This window comes from Mycobacterium stomatepiae, from assembly GCF_010731715.1.
In the GTDB taxonomy this organism is placed as follows: Bacteria; Actinomycetota; Actinomycetes; order Mycobacteriales; family Mycobacteriaceae; genus Mycobacterium; species Mycobacterium stomatepiae.
In genome coordinates this window covers 3,701,902-3,715,884 of record NZ_AP022587.1, presented here as the reverse complement: position 1 = coordinate 3,715,884, position 13,983 = coordinate 3,701,902, and the positions used below count along the sequence as shown (strand labels likewise).

Annotated in this window: 14 protein-coding genes; 7 read left to right on the top strand and 7 right to left on the bottom strand. The window is 63.0% G+C overall.

Going from position 1 to position 13,983, the window contains the following annotated elements; all coding sequences use genetic code 11:
- The first annotated feature begins 14 nt into the window (after positions 1-14).
- The 3 genes from G6N54_RS17525 to G6N54_RS17515 are packed head-to-tail and all read left to right on the top strand — an operon-like array spanning position 15 to position 2,729.
- A complete protein-coding gene (locus tag G6N54_RS17525) occupies positions 15-1,136 on the top strand; it encodes a fatty acid desaturase family protein (protein WP_163791204.1) in 1,122 nt (373 codons plus the stop codon).
- Between the two features lie 22 nt (positions 1,137-1,158).
- Positions 1,159-1,683: an SRPBCC family protein gene (locus G6N54_RS17520; RefSeq protein WP_197939540.1), complete on the top strand. Its 525-nt coding sequence runs from the start codon at positions 1,159-1,161 to the stop codon at positions 1,681-1,683.
- Complete coding sequence (locus G6N54_RS17515; protein WP_163791202.1) at positions 1,683-2,729, top strand: LLM class flavin-dependent oxidoreductase; 1,047 nt, start codon at positions 1,683-1,685, stop codon at positions 2,727-2,729. The genes G6N54_RS17520 and G6N54_RS17515 overlap by 1 nt, the downstream gene beginning before the upstream one ends.
- 75 nt (positions 2,730-2,804) lie before the next feature.
- Here G6N54_RS17515 and G6N54_RS17510 read toward each other — a convergent pair whose 3' ends face one another.
- Positions 2,805-3,905 carry a DUF1214 domain-containing protein gene (locus G6N54_RS17510; protein WP_163791201.1) on the bottom strand — a complete coding sequence of 367 codons (1,101 nt, stop codon included), beginning with the start codon at positions 3,903-3,905 and terminating at the stop codon, positions 2,805-2,807.
- The gene (locus G6N54_RS17505) at positions 3,902-4,489 is read right to left on the bottom strand and encodes a TetR/AcrR family transcriptional regulator (RefSeq protein ID WP_163791200.1); all 588 of its coding nucleotides are present in this window, start codon (positions 4,487-4,489) and stop codon (positions 3,902-3,904) included. Before G6N54_RS17505 ends, G6N54_RS17510 begins: the two co-directional genes overlap by 4 nt.
- A 28-nt stretch (positions 4,490-4,517) precedes the next feature.
- On the opposite strand from G6N54_RS17505, the gene G6N54_RS17500 reads away from it, so the two are divergent.
- The 3 genes from G6N54_RS17500 (at position 4,518) to G6N54_RS17490 (ending at position 9,415) form a co-directional block, all read left to right on the top strand.
- Complete coding sequence (locus G6N54_RS17500; protein WP_163791199.1) at positions 4,518-5,753, top strand: sulfotransferase family protein; 1,236 nt, start codon at positions 4,518-4,520, stop codon at positions 5,751-5,753.
- Positions 5,754-5,843: 90 nt separating this feature from the next.
- Positions 5,844-7,235: a phenylacetate--CoA ligase family protein gene (locus G6N54_RS17495; protein ID WP_163791198.1), complete on the top strand. Its 1,392-nt coding sequence runs from the start codon at positions 5,844-5,846 to the stop codon at positions 7,233-7,235.
- 218 nt (positions 7,236-7,453) lie between these two features.
- Positions 7,454-9,415, top strand: coding sequence for a glycoside hydrolase (locus tag G6N54_RS17490; protein WP_163791197.1), 1,962 nt, complete (start codon positions 7,454-7,456; stop codon positions 9,413-9,415).
- A gap of 114 nt (positions 9,416-9,529) precedes the next feature.
- Here G6N54_RS17490 and G6N54_RS17485 read toward each other — a convergent pair whose 3' ends face one another.
- Entirely contained in the window at positions 9,530-10,276 is a 747-nt protein-coding gene (locus G6N54_RS17485) for a GntR family transcriptional regulator (protein WP_163791196.1), read from the bottom strand.
- A 549-nt stretch (positions 10,277-10,825) separates the two neighbouring features.
- Here G6N54_RS17485 and G6N54_RS29930 point away from each other — a divergent pair.
- Complete coding sequence (locus G6N54_RS29930) at positions 10,826-11,041, top strand: RidA family protein (protein WP_197939539.1); 216 nt, start codon at positions 10,826-10,828, stop codon at positions 11,039-11,041.
- A gap of 273 nt (positions 11,042-11,314) precedes the next feature.
- Here the strand turns inward: G6N54_RS29930 and G6N54_RS31140 are convergent, their stop codons facing one another.
- Genes G6N54_RS31140 through G6N54_RS17460 form a run of 4 tightly spaced genes read right to left on the bottom strand, consistent with a single transcriptional unit; the run spans position 11,315 to position 13,772 of the window.
- Positions 11,315-11,779, bottom strand: a complete 465-nt coding sequence (locus tag G6N54_RS31140; RefSeq protein ID WP_179969080.1) for a NifU family protein — start codon at positions 11,777-11,779, stop codon at positions 11,315-11,317.
- A complete protein-coding gene (locus G6N54_RS17470) occupies positions 11,776-12,825 on the bottom strand; it encodes an amidohydrolase family protein (RefSeq protein WP_163791195.1) in 1,050 nt (349 codons plus the stop codon). The genes G6N54_RS31140 and G6N54_RS17470 overlap by 4 nt, the downstream gene beginning before the upstream one ends.
- Complete coding sequence (locus G6N54_RS17465; protein WP_163791194.1) at positions 12,812-13,519, bottom strand: NAD(P)-dependent oxidoreductase; 708 nt, start codon at positions 13,517-13,519, stop codon at positions 12,812-12,814. The genes G6N54_RS17470 and G6N54_RS17465 overlap by 14 nt, the downstream gene beginning before the upstream one ends.
- Positions 13,473-13,772, bottom strand: a complete 300-nt coding sequence (locus G6N54_RS17460) for an NAD(P)-binding domain-containing protein (RefSeq protein WP_163787997.1) — start codon at positions 13,770-13,772, stop codon at positions 13,473-13,475. Before G6N54_RS17460 ends, G6N54_RS17465 begins: the two co-directional genes overlap by 47 nt.
- Positions 13,773-13,983: the final 211 nt, after the last annotated feature.

Sequence of the window (13,983 nt, the reverse complement as noted above, 5' to 3'; positions counted from 1 at the left end):
TTGGAGGAGGAGCTATGTCACACGACAAGATCACCCTTACCCTCGAGCAGGCCGACGCGTTCGGCCGCGAACTCGACGCCATCCGCGACCGCGTGATGGCAGACCTCGGCGAAGAAGACGCCGAGTACATCCGCCGCGTCATCAAGACTCAGCGGGCGCTGGAGGTGGGCGGCCGCGTGCTGCTGTTCCTGCCGCCGGCCTGGCTGCTGGGCACCACGATGCTGGGCGTCGCGAAAATCCTGGACAACATGGATATCGGCCACAACATCATGCACGGCCAGTACGACTGGATGCGTGACCCGAACATCTCCGGGCGCTCGTTCGAATGGGACACCGCGTGCCCGGCCGATCAGTGGCGGCACTCGCACAATTACATGCACCACACCCACACCAACATCGTCGGGATGGACCGCGACATCGGTTACGGCATCATCCGGATGAGCGAAGACCAGAAATGGACGCCGTACTTCCTCGGCAACCCGCCCTACGCCTTCCTGTTGATGGTGCTGTTCCAATACGGCGTCGCGCTGCACGAGCTGGAGACCGAGAAGATCCGCTCCCGCGAGATCCGGGTCTGGGACAAGAAGGACACCCTCAAGGAGATCTGGAAGAAGACCAAACGCCAGACGCTCAAGGACTACGTCGCCTTCCCGCTGCTGGCCGGCCCCTTCGCGCCGTTCGTCTTCACCGGCAACATGACGGCCAACCTGATGCGCAACGTGTGGTCGTACATGATCATCTTCTGCGGTCACTTCCCGGACGGCACTCAAGAATTCACCGTCGAGGAGACCAAGGACGAGTCACGCGGCCAATGGTACTTCCGTCAGGTGCTCGGTTCGGCCAACCTGACCGGCGGCACGATCTTCCATCTGCTGTCGGGCAACCTGTCGCACCAGATCGAGCACCATCTGTTCCCCGGCATGCCGGCCCGTCGCTACGCGGACATCGCGCCCGAGGTGCAGGAGATCTGCGAGCGGTACGGGATCCCCTACAACAAGGGCCCGCTGCTGCAGCAGTTCGGCACCGTGGTGCGCAAGATCGTCAAGCTGACCTTCCCGGAACCGGGCAAGCTGACGTCGTTACTGCCGAAGATCAAGGCCGACAAGCCGGCCGATCGCGAGCCCGTCGCGGCCTGAGCCCCGCCCCGGCTGGGGGACAATGGGCTGCGTGGAGTGGACCGGTGCACGATATGCGGATAAGCCGACGGTGGAAGTCTCGACGTGGATCGACGCCGATCCGTCCCGGGTCTGGAACCTGATCTCGGATATCAAACTGATGCCGACGTTCAGCAATGAGTTGCAGTCCGTCGAGTGGACCGGCGGCGCCGATGGCCCCAGGGTCGGTGCCCGGTTCGTCGGACACAGCCAGCACGACGCGTTCGGTGAATGGAGCACCACCTCGCACATCGTCGCCTGCGAGCAGCCGAAAGAATTCGCCTGGGCGGTCGGCGACGCCGCGCACCCATCGTCGACCTGGCGGTTCCGGCTGGCACCCCGAGATGGCGGTACCAGCCTGAGCTACTGGATGCAGATGGGGCCGGGACGCTCCGGGCTGTCGGTGGCGATCGACTCGATGCCGGACAAGGAAGAAAAGATCGTGTTCGTGCGGATGCGCGAATTCGAGACGGCGATCAGCAAGACCCTGGCGGCAATCAAGAGGCTGGCCGAACACGGGGTGCGCTGATGCGCACCGCGACGACGGTCGAGTTATCCGGCGGCAGTGACGAAGTCGCCCAGGTGGTGACGCTGGCCGTCGAAGCCGAACACCTGGGACTTGACGTGTGCTTTGTCGCCGAGGCGTGGGGTGCGGACGCTCCGTCGGCGCTGGGCTACCTCGCCGCGCGTACCGACAAGATGCTGCTGGGTTCCGGAATCCTGCAGGTCGGCACCCGGTCGCCGGTGCTGGTCGCCCAGACCGCGATCACGCTGTCCAACCTGTCGAACGGGCGGTTCCTGCTGGGGCTGGGCGCCTCGGGGCCGCAGGTGATCGAGGGCCTGCACGGAGTCTCGTTCACCCGGCCGCTCGCGCGGATCTCCGAAACCATCGACATCGTGCGGCAGGTGTTCGCCGGAGGCAAGATCTCGCATTCCGGCAAGGAATTTCAGATCCCTCGCCCCGGTGAGGCGGTGCCGATGCGGGTGTCGAACGCGCCCGCGCACGCCATTCCGATCTATCTGGCCACGTTGTCCCCGGCGATGCTGCGGCTCACCGGCGAGATCGCCGACGGCTGGCTGGGCACCAGCTTCGTTCCCGAGGGTGCGGCCGAGGCGTACTTCGCCCACCTCGACGAGGGCCTGGCAGTCGCCGGGCGCACCCGCGCCGACATCGACATCTGTCAGGGCGCCGAGGTCGCGTTCGCGGCCGACGAGGACGAACTGAGCGGCATGGTCGCCGGCCGCAAGAAGGAGCTCGCGTTCAGCCTTGGCGGCATGGGGTCGTCGAGCACGAACTTCTACAACCAGGCCTACAGCCGGCAGGGCTGGGCCGACGTCGCCGCCGCCGTGCGCGAGCGCTGGCAGACCGGCGACCGCGACGGCGCCGCACAGCTGGTGACCGACGACATGGTGCTGGGCACCACGCTGATTGGCACCGAGGAGATGGTCCGCGCGCGGCTGGCGGTGTGGCGCGACGCCGGCGTCAACACCGTGCGGCTCTATCCCGCCGGCGAGACGCTCGATGCCAAGCTCGCGACGCTGGGCCGCGCGATCGAACTGGTCCGGCAGACCTAGTGGCGATCGCGAGGGCGGCGTAGCCGGGCGAAGGGGGTACCTCCCGCTTGCGGGGGAGGGTCGCCACCATCCAAATCAGCGCACGGCGGTCGGTGCGTCGATGGCCTTGACCAGTTGCACGTCGGGGCGCTCCGGTACCCCGTCGGACAGGAACCACCGGAACGCCAGGTTGCCGCGCGGATACCCCAGCGTCGTCAGCGAATTCGGGTGTGCGCTCGTGCTGGCCGACAACACGATCGTGACGGAGCCGTCGCTGTTGAGCACGGCGGTGTGGTTGTTGAGCGAAGAGCGGGCATCCTTGTCGCCGTAGGTCGCCATGAACTGGTTCCACACCACCAGGTTCCAGAACCGGCACGACGGCGGGCGGTGGGTGATTACGAGCGCCTCGTCGTCGAGCACGAAACTGCCGTAGGCGTAGCACGCGTCGCGGGCCGACCAGCCGAAGTTGGCGTCGGGCACCTGATAGGGCGCGGCGAATTCGCTTGCGGCGTAGGCGGTTTCGTGACCCAGCCCGTGTTGGTCGTCGACCCGTGTACCGACCGGAAGCGGAACGATGGCACCCATCGTCCGCATCCAGGCGGCAGCGGCACGAAGGCTGGCCGCGGTTTCGGCGTTGCCATGCCGGATCGGCTCCGGATCGTCGAGCGCCTCGATATTCCAGGTCATCGGGCGACCGGTTAGCGGGTTGGCCTGGTAGTCGCGGGTCATCAGCACGACGGCGTCGGCCGTCGGCGGGAATTCGAAGGAGAAGTCGCCGTCGGCGCCGATGTCGAGATCGGTGTCGCGGATGATCGCGACGATGCGATCAGACCACGCGCCCGGCGAGGGCTCGTTGTAGGCGGTCACCGAGAAGTACACGCTGTCGCCCTTGTTGCCGCTGATGCGATACCGTCGCTCCTCATCGACCGGGCAGATGAAGTAGTACGCGTCGGTGTTGTCGCCACCCCACCGGCGATCGCGACGGAACGGGGTATTGACCGCGACGAACTGCGGACGGCCGGGCTCGGGGAACAGGTAGGTGTCGAAGGCGACGCCCAGGGTGGTCGCCAGCATGCGGTAGCCGTCGGCAATGTGCCGGTCGTCGGTCACCGCTCGGTCGCCCTCCAGGAAGGAGCGGTCGAGCTCGCCGATGGTGGCCAGCAGCTCTCTCCACGCGACCGTCGATTCGTGCGTCATGCGCTGATTCCTTTCAGGAGCAACGAGGTGGTGCGGTCGACCCAGGCCCCCCCACGTTCAGGGTCGAGTTCGTCCGGGCGGGTCAGCAGGCCGATCAGCGTGATGCCGGCGATGGCCTCGCTGAGTTCGGTAGCGGTCACGTCGCCGGAGATCTCGCCGCGCGCCGCGGCCCGCTGCAGGCACTCGGCGAGGCCGCCGCCGATGATGCCGGCGAAGCGTTCCAGCAGTTTGGAATGCAGGGCCGGGTCGGCCGCCATCTCGCCGACCAGCCCCGGCAGCGCCGCCCTGGCGGCCGGTGTGGCCATGAAAGTCATTGAACGACGGACCATCTCGCGCAGATCCTCCGGCAGCGACCCGGTGTCGGGGATCTCGGTCGCGGCGCCGATCGGGAACACCGCCTCGTGCACCAGGTGCGCCTTACTGGGCCAGCGGCGGTAGATCGCGGGCTTGCTGGTGCCGGCTCGCTCGGCGATCGCCGAGACCAACAGCCCGGGATAGCCCGTCTCGGCGAGCAGCTCGACGGTGGCGCGCAGCACCGCGCCGTCGATACGCGGGTCACGAGGCCGGCCAAAGTCTACAACCATTACGAAACTCAGAGTAACATAAGTTGTCGTGACCGACGCCGTTCGCTTAACCGACCTTGCCCGGCCGCAATTCAGCGCCGAGGGCCAGCAGATCCTGGACATGATGGCCATGATGGCTGCGCAGTGCCCGTTGGACGCCGACGCACTGCACGCACAGGCCAGCGCCGACACCGGCCTGCACGATTTCGGGCCTGACGACTACCGGGAACGCCTCGACGTCTACCTCGCCGCGCTGCGCGAGATCGACGGGCTGCACGACGCCGGAGTCGTGAACTTCTACGGGCAACTGCTGCAGCTACTCAAGAACCGGCTGCTGCTGACCGACCTACTGCGTCGGCACCCCGAGATCAACGACATCGAACTGCGCTCGCCAATCGTCATCGCCGGGCTGCCCCGCACCGGCACCACCCACCTGCATAACCTGCTGGCCGCGCCGCCCACCTTCCGCACCATGCCGTACTGGGAAAGTAACGAGCCTTTTCCATTGCCGAATGAGATTGGCGTCGAACCGGATCCGCGCCGGACGCGGATGGACGTCGCCGTCGGGGTGGTCAACCTGGTGATGCCGCATTTCCCGCTGATGCACGAGATGACCACCGACCACGTGCACGAAGAGATCCAGCTGCTGGCCAACGACATCTCCACGATGCTCTTCGAGACGCTGGCCGAGGTGCCGCGCTGGCGTGACTACTACCGGGCCCACGACCAGACGCCGCATTATCAATACCTGGCCACCCAGCTCAAGGCAATGCAGTTCCTGCGCGGTGGCCGGCGCTGGCTACTCAAGTCGCCACAGCATCTCGAGCAGGTGCGAGTGCTCGATCGGGTTTTCCCGGACAGCATCGTCGTGTTCACTCACCGCGACCCGGTGCCGGTGGCGCTGTCGATGGTCGCGATGATCACTTACTCCGCCCGCATGCACCGCTCGCCGGTGCCGGTGGAGCTGATCGCCAACTCTTGGATCGATCGCCTCGACCAGATGCTGACCGCGCTCGTGCACGACCGTGACGCCATCGGTCCGCAGCGCTCGATCGACATCCGGTTCAACGATTTCATGACCGACGAGTTCGCTGTCGCCGAGCGGGTCTACGCGCTGGCCGGTGAACCGTTCAACGACGCGGCCCGCCAGCCGATCGCCGACTACCTGGCGGGCCATCGGCGCGGCAGGTTGGGCAATGTCGAGACGTCGTGCGAAATGTTCGGTTTGCAGGAGAGCGAGCTACGCGAACGGTTCGCGCCTTATGTCGAGCGGTTCCTGAAATAGGCTTGCGCGGCCGAGGCACTTAGCCGCAAGATCATATATATTCATGCAAACGATATATGACCTCGCGGCGAGCAGGTAGGTACTAGAAGCATGGACATCGATAGGTGGTCCACGACTCTTGATCGGTGGCTCGACGGCAGTCTCACACCCGACGAGCTTCACCAGTGGCAGTCCGCCTCGTTACGCGCGGTGATCGACCACGTCCAACGCCGTTCCCGTTTCTATGCCGACCGACTGGCTTGGGCCCGGCCCTCCACACTGACTCTGGACAACCTCGCCACCCTGCCGTTCACCACTCAGGACGATGTGAGCGACGCCATGTTCGACATGCTCTGCGGACCGGTCGGCGACGCCCACTTTTATTTCGAGACAACGGAAAATGTCGAACATCCCACCCCGTGTCCCAAGGCCGAGATCGACTTCGACCTTGACTATCGCGCCGTGGCGCACGCGCTGCGCGACATGGCGGACTATCACTTCGCGGACGGCGAGAGGCCTATCCTTGCCGTCGCGGTGCCCAACGAACTGCATCCGACGTGCAATACGATCGCCTACGCGGCCAAGCATGCCGGAATCACCAGACTCGATATCTTTCCGCGGTCTCCGGCCATCGGCTTCAATCGATTCTTTCAGGTTCTGCTTGACCTCAGAGTGAACATGCTGGTCGGTTCACCGTCGATGTTGATGGGATTGGCGCAATTGAGTCAACGCTATGGCGTCGACGTCCGCCAGGACCTCGACATTCGTTGTCTGCTTGCCACGGGCGGATCCTGCTCGGACGGAACGAAGGCGCTGCTGGGCCGAGCGTGGGATTCCACCGTTTACAACTTTCTGTACGGCCCTGCAGAGGTAGGCGCCGTAGCGGTTGCGACCGCTACGGGAGCGCTCGCCGCCGTCACTCCCAACTACGTTTTTGAAGTCATCGACCCCGATACCGAAGAGTCGCTTGGGTTCCAGGGCACCGGGGAACTGTGCCTGACAACGCTGATCCCCGGAATCAAGCCACTGATTCGGTACCGAACCGGAGACCTCGTCACCGTCGTGCGTGATGGCCGATCCGCCCGAATGGTCATAGGCATACTTGGCCCGCTCAGTACCAGAGTTTGCATTGCGGGCCGGCAGCGGTCTGCCGCCGAGATCGAGAACGCTGTCCTCGTCGATGCCGAGCCCCTCTGTGGTTACGTCCTCGACATCTTCACCCGCGACGGCCGAGATCACCTCGAAATTTGCGTTGGCACGCACGGCGGCCTCGATGACGAACGGCTGAAGGGCAGGGTCCGGGATCGAGTGCTGGATGCCCTGGGGGTCGGCGCCGAAGTGAATATCATCCCCGCGCCAGGCCTCGTCGAATCGACCGAGGGAGAGCGCGAAAGTATCTGGGAGGGTTGGAAGTCAGGCCGAATACGGGATTTCAGGACCCCAAAGAGTGAAAAAAATGCCGTAACCGAGCATCGGCTCTGGCCGACACGGACCGGCTCCTGACCATCCCAGGTCGTTGCGTCCCGGGCAAGAGGCACACCGATCAATATCGTATGTGGGATGCAATTTAATATATGATTAGTCGCGCCGTAGGCATGCGCCGCGGGGATTCACCGCAGCTCCCGATCGATGCCGACTGACGTCGTCGGGTCCGGCGATCTCATCGTGCCCTCGTCTGCATGCTGGGCATCTGTGCGTGAGACACAGTAATGGAGGCGACGATGAAACGTGTTCTGAGTGAGGGCATTGGTCGAAGGCGTGCATTTCTGAAATCGTCGTGGCGAATACTCGCGCTGGCATCGTTGATCAGCTTAGCCGCCGCCGGTTGCAGCGAAGGCTCGGAGCGGCGTCTGGATGTCATTCAGGCCGATGGCCACCAGGTTATCGTGAAACTGGCCGACCATCCGATCACGGTCGACACTACCAACCTCAGTGTGCGCGGGCGGGTATTGCTGTCGGACGCTGCGCCGACGCCGCTCGGTGCGCCAACTCGGGTCGTCGTGAATTCGGCTGGTGCACATTGGTATTACCCGAAGATCGACCTTAATGTCCAGGTTGCGTTGAGGGGTGGCCGGGTGGTCTTTGATCTGACTAGTGGTATCGATCAAACGCTGGCTTGGCCCGTCACCGGGGCTGGGATGTCCGATTTGCAGATCCCGGTCGGGGAGGGCCTCAACATTCCCGCCGATGACCCGTTCTGGACCGGGCCCGAGCCACAGTTGGTCGGAGGTGCAGGAATCGACGTACCAGATCTTTCATTGCCGCTATGGAGTTTTGGCCACGGGCCGGTGGGGGCGAGCTATCTGGTACCGACGGACATCGGTACCACGTTGCAGCTCACCTCCGTCGCGGGCCGGATCCAGGGAACCGCTAAGCATAAGTTCATCTCCGCCAAGGGACGAGGCGGATATACGGTCATGATTCGGGAAACCGATGGTTCCCCGTTGGCCGGCGCGGAAGATTACCGCGAGCTGTTGCGGGCCAACAACGGCCTCACCTCACTTCGCGACAAGATCTCAAGGAATCCCGATGTCGCCAAGCTCATCGGCGCATACCACGCGTACAACTTTGGGGCGGCATCGAAGGCGGTGGTCAAAAAGCTGCAAGCCCTCGGCATTAGCCGGATGTGGCTCGGCTACGACGATGGCTTGTGGCCCGCGGATTCGGTATCGGCCGCTAAGTCAGCTGGATACCTCGTCGGTCCCTACGACAGCTACGCCAATGTCCAAGATCCCGCGCAGGCCGACAGCCCACTGTCGATTTGGCCCGGCGATCTGTGGCCCGATGGTTGCATCATCGATGAGAGGGGTAACCGCCAACCTGGTTTTCACGATCGGGGGTGCTACCTGAGTTCCCAAGCGTTGGCCCAGCGGCCAAGGCTGCTCGATCAACGCGTCGCAGCGATGACATCCAATGGGGCCAACAGTTACTTCCTGGACGTTGATGCCACCGGGGCGACCTTCGATGACTACAGCCTCGTTCACCCGATGAGTCAGGCGCAGGATCGGCGAAATCGCTTGGCGCGGATGCGAGGGCTCGACGAACGCTTCGTGGTCGGTTCGGAAGCAGTCGAGCCGTGGGCGAATGATGTCGTGGACTTCAGTCACGGATCTAGCACACCGGCATTGGCCCCACTGTGGGATGCCGAGCGTGACCGCCGATACTGGGGAGGCTATACCGGACAAAATGGCGCGGATATCTTCTTTCGCAAGGTCGACTTGACTCCCGTGCTTCATACCGTCTTATTCGATCCCAAGTACCGAATTCCTATGTACGAGGCCGTGTTACACGACTCAGTGGTCAGTCTGGACCGATGGGAACTACCATTCAACAAGTTCCCCGCGGAGCAACCAACCCGCACGTTGCTTTCGATGCTGTACGTCACCCCGTTGCTCTACGCCCTCGACATGGAGACTTTGAACTCCGAGGGATTTCAGCTGGCGAGGTTGCAGCAATTCTTCGCGTCGCTGGCGTCAAACGCGGGCATCGAGCCGCTGACCGGTTTTACCTGGCTGACCGGCGATCACTTGGTCCAGCAGACCTCGTTTGGAGACGACACCTTGTCCGTGACGGCCAATTTCGGATCGTCGGACTACCATGACGCATCGCTGGGGACACTCAAGGCGGGCTGCGTTATTGCACGAGCACGGGACACGGACCAGCGGTGGAGTCTGTGTGCGTGACAACGTGCCCGATATGCCACCCCGCTCGGGCGCAGTTACCGGTCGAAACCACCTCGGGTTGGCACTGCCCCGAAGAAGTGCGGACTCCGAGCCCTACGGGCATGATTCGAGCGATCATCGCCGCGGCGGGGCCGATGAAACCCCGGTTCGATCAGCTGAGCTGACGGGATTCTCGAAGGACTTCAACATAATGCGGATGACGCGATCCAGATGCTCTGCCCGCACACGGGCGGCCTTGTCGGGATCGCCCTTTCGGACCGCGGTGACGAGAGCTCGCTGGTAGCGGGTGGCTCTGGCCGTTAATGCCGGATCGTCGCGCATGATCTTCGCCACGGGCAGCATCGACCTGTTGCGCAAGGTTTCGATCATGTTGAACAATAGAGGCCAGCCGGTACGAAGAGGTTCAACGAGACACGCGTGGAAGTTGTCGTTAAGTGTCGTCCAAGCGCCCATGTCCGACTCGCTGTCCATCTCTTTGACCAGTCGGGTCGCGATCGTGCAGGCGACCACACGGTCCTCTTCAGCCAGCGTGGCCACCTCGGCCATCGCCCGCGACTCGAGTAGTGACCGCAGCGCATAGATCTCGGACAACTCCGCGGCGCTGGCCGCATGGACACGGGCGCCCTTGTGCGCGTCGATATCGACCAATCCCGACGCGGCGAGATCGCGCAACGCTTCGCGGACGGGAGTGACACTTGTCCCTATCCGTTGCGCAACGTCGGCAAGGACCACGCGGCTGCCGGCATCGATCTCCCCTCGCAAAATCATGTTCCGCACCGTGTCGCGTGCAAGATCGACCCCAGTGCGAGACGTGCCGGGATTTCCTTCGTTCTTGCGAGAGGCGTAAGACACGCTGCCCATTTTCGTATGTACTCCTTGCCCCTGCGTCTTTATCAAAAAATCGTATATCTTTGTAGTCACTGGTTACTACTCGAACCGCGGGACAACATCAGACTGATTTGTAAGTTCGTCGTATCGTGCGTGAGTTTATAGCCTCTGGACACCCATGGCTTGGACTACCCGCGCAACAGCTTCTCTACACCGCGCACCTTCTGTGCGCCGCCACCGCGCCCAGTACGCGGCGACGCAAGGAAGCGAGCGAGCCTGGCTCGGGAGAGAAACGAACGATCGACCCTAGATTGTGACAGTACCCCGGTCAGCGTCCGGCCGCGACCGATCTGCGTCGTTTTCACCGGCGGGCGCTCGCGGAGACTAATCTCCGGAGCCTGCAAGGGCTCTGACGCTGAATACGTCACTCGCACGTCCGCAGTATTCGGTCACCCAGCAGGCTCATGGCCAACAGAAAGATCTACGGGCGGTGGAGTAGGGATCTGTTTGCCGATGCGGCGATAGTAGACGAGCCCGGCCAGTTGATCTTCGCAGTGGGCATGGGGTCCGAAGGCACGGTCGATGGTCACATCCACTATCCGGGTGACTGCACCGGTCACAGACATGCGCGACAAGGCCGAGTACGAGCGCGTGGAGCGCGAGGCGCTAGCCGGGGTGGAGCCGCCGCACTCTCTAATAGGAATCACGAGCCCCGCCTGGCCCGGAATGGTTGTCGAAGTGGAAGTAACCGCGGGCGTGCCGAACTGGATGCGGATTGCCCGTTTCATCTTGACGTAACCGCTGGTACGTTATTCAGTCCAATGGAGCGTGCGCGCTCGCGCTGAGATATTAAGCGTATAAACCGCTTTGGACCTGTTCTAGTCGTACCAGGATTCCTCTGCAACCGTCATTGCCGTTGTGCCGGCCACGAAGGCCGGGTGGGTCGGGTAGGCGTCAGGGCGGACAACTGCGGCGAGTTGACGTCCGACTACGCCTAGTGCGTCCGCCAGCGTGGCCGCGGTCCACCTTGGCGCGGCAGAAACCGCCCCCACTCCTGAGGCGACGGTGGCGTTAATCCGTTGAACGGCCGCAGCAGTCGCTATGACTGTCATGCTCGCGGGCGCCGATACAAACGACATCATGGTTTCCTCCGTTGATTTCACTAACGGGCCCGGCTGGTACCCGATCATTGTCGTAGGAGCTGAGATCGAGCGGGTGATCGCGGTAGGCAGCCTCGACGCGTGCAATCGCCGTTCTCGACAACCGCACGTCGTCCATCACCACATCTGTGATGCCCGCGATCTCCATCAGGCGTTGGCGAATAGAGACGGCGTAGGTCACGGCCTTTAGCGGGCATGCCCGGCAAGCCGCATGGAAGCGAACGTGCACAACTCCCTCATCGGACAGGGACACCAATTCGAGGTCGCCGCCGTGGATGTGGAGCAGTGGCCGAATCTGGGAATCTACAACGGCGGCGACGTTCGCCCGTGTGAGCGGCAGCGGAGCAGGGTGGCCGTCGCAACGGTGAGGTGTCACGCCGTGTCACCGCCAGTCACACCCAAGTGTGTGGACTGGATAACGCTTCGGGGATCCACACCGAACAGTCGCGCCTGATTGAGTCCGAGAATGTTGCGCTTGTCGTCCTCGCTGATGGGGGGATAGCCGTGTCTGTCTTGCAGCTCTTCGTCGATTTGCATGTTCCAAAACCACTCCACGGCCGGTCGGGGTGGTCCCGTTAGCGGTGCCTCGGATCCCCACAGCACACGATCGGAGCCCACGTCGCGCAGCAACCGGCCGATGTAGGTCTTGAAATCCCACGGTGCGATGAACGGCAAGTGCATTGTCCCGGACAGGACGAGCACGATATTGGCATGGCGCGCAGCCATATACACGCATTCCTCGAAGTACGGCAACGCCAGATGATGGATTGCAAAGACCATGTCGGGGAAGTCAACGGCGGCGCGTTCGATGTCGAGCGGACTCAGGGTTTCCAGCGGTGCCCGCGTGATGGGAAATCCCTTGTGGAACTGCAGCACCTTGATACCCAACTCCTGTGCCTGCTCGTACATCGGGTAGGCGAGTTCGCGATCGTCGCAGCGCCACGAGTTGTCCAGGTGACCGTTGTAGAACTTGAACGAGCGGGCACCCAGCTCGAGAACTTGGCGGGTCATGGCATAACCCACGCTTTGATTACCGCCTAGATACAACGGATCCACGCCACCGCAGAACAGGACCTTGTCCGGGTAGGCCTGCGCGAATTCATACTGAGCCCGCATCGGGGCGAAGCCGTCTTTGTACACGTCGTAAAGGACTACGGCTTGAGCCATCGCCATGTCGGTGATCCCGTCAGCGAACACCACCCGTGCCAAGTCGTGGACCGTCCATCGGCGATCGTATCCGTGTCCGATCCCAGGGTTAGTCGGCGTCTTGCTGCGGGTTCCGTCGGTCTCGCCGCGCATGCGCGACCCAATTGTGAGGTGTCCCCGGCGGTCTGCGCTCGAGCTGGCGCCAATCAGGTTGTCGTCGGACAGGTCGTACATGTGCACGACATTGTCGAAGACGAAGACGTCATTGTTGAGCATGTGCAATTCCCTCAGGTCTTGGCCGGGGATCGCTGATGCCGGCCTGGCGCACGTCGTGCTGGGAGAGCCCAGAGTAAACGGCATGTATCGCGCTACTGTCGTGACCGCCAAATCCGTTGTCGTTTGCGGTGCGGTAGAGGTGGGCCGCCGTGTTCAACAGGGGTGCAGGCGAATTGGCTGAATGGGCGAGCTCGGTGATGAGATCGACATCTTTGATGAACGTGGCAATGGTGGCGGTCATCGGCTTGTATGTGCCCAATGCCATCATGGGCCCGCGCAATTCCAGCTGGCGCGAGCCCGCACCCGTCCCGGACAAGATGTCGACCGCCATTTCGGGGTCGATACCTAGTCGTTGCGCCAGGGTGATCGCCTCCGCTGTCGCTGCATTATGCACCGGGACAAGGTGATTGGCGACCAGCTTCATATTGGCTCCAGCCCCCAGTTTGCCCACATATTCGACCCGCTTGCTGAACGCGTCGAGTACGCACTTGACCGCCTCAACCGCAGGTTTGGGTCCGGAAGCACACACAACAACGTCGCGGCCGTACGCTTGAGCACTCGTGCCGATAATCGGGCAGTCGAGCAACGTAATGCCGACTGTGCGCAGAGTAGCTGCCGCATGGGCCTTGGCTTCGGCAGGAAGTGTGCTAACATCGACGAGGTAACGCGTCTGTCGGGGCCGGCAATGCTTCAAATGCGCACACCGCGTGGAGCGACTCGATGCTGGGTAGCGCAGTAATAACAAGGCAGGCCGGACTGGCTGCCTCGGCGACCGTGCCGGCGATAGGAATGCCAACGGCATCGCCCATAGCTGTTCTGTAGGGGTCGATGTCGACACCGCCGGCAAGCTCGTGTTGTGATCCGAGGATGTGAAGGGCGATCGGGATTCCGAGACGTCCCAGGCCGATGACCGTTGTCGAAACGCATTGCGGATCTGCCTTTGTCATGACGCCTTCTGGTTTCGTGCGGTGCACAGAAGCGAAATTGTGACGAGCTCGACGGCGGCGCCGCGTGTCACCGCACCGTCCGTCGTGAGAGCGCGCAGGGGTTCACCCGGGCGCATCGTTGCCGCCCGCGAGAGCATACCCGCCACCGAGTAGACAGCGAAATCCACGGCAAAGCTGGTCGTCGACGCGCCCGACAGTGAGAGAACACGGA

Excerpts from the sequence above, each read along its gene's own strand:
- G6N54_RS17525 (WP_163791204.1), top strand. The coding sequence starts at position 15 with ATGTCACACGACAAGATCACCCTTACCCTCGAGCAGGCCGACGCGTTC.
- G6N54_RS17520 (WP_197939540.1), top strand. The coding sequence starts at position 1,159 with ATGGGCTGCGTGGAGTGGACCGGTGCACGATATGCGGATAAGCCGACG.
- G6N54_RS17515 (WP_163791202.1), top strand. The coding sequence starts at position 1,683 with ATGCGCACCGCGACGACGGTCGAGTTATCCGGCGGCAGTGACGAAGTC.
- G6N54_RS17510 (WP_163791201.1), bottom strand. The coding sequence starts at position 3,905 with ATGACGCACGAATCGACGGTCGCGTGGAGAGAGCTGCTGGCCACCATC.
- G6N54_RS17505 (WP_163791200.1), bottom strand. The coding sequence starts at position 4,489 with ATGGTTGTAGACTTTGGCCGGCCTCGTGACCCGCGTATCGACGGCGCG.
- G6N54_RS17495 (WP_163791198.1), top strand. The coding sequence starts at position 5,844 with ATGGACATCGATAGGTGGTCCACGACTCTTGATCGGTGGCTCGACGGC.
- G6N54_RS17490 (WP_163791197.1), top strand. The coding sequence starts at position 7,454 with ATGAAACGTGTTCTGAGTGAGGGCATTGGTCGAAGGCGTGCATTTCTG.
- G6N54_RS17485 (WP_163791196.1), bottom strand. The coding sequence starts at position 10,276 with ATGGGCAGCGTGTCTTACGCCTCTCGCAAGAACGAAGGAAATCCCGGC.
- G6N54_RS29930 (WP_197939539.1), top strand. The coding sequence starts at position 10,826 with ATGGTCACATCCACTATCCGGGTGACTGCACCGGTCACAGACATGCGC.
- G6N54_RS17470 (WP_163791195.1), bottom strand. The coding sequence starts at position 12,825 with ATGCTCAACAATGACGTCTTCGTCTTCGACAATGTCGTGCACATGTAC.
- G6N54_RS17460 (WP_163787997.1), bottom strand. The coding sequence starts at position 13,772 with ATGACAAAGGCAGATCCGCAATGCGTTTCGACAACGGTCATCGGCCTG.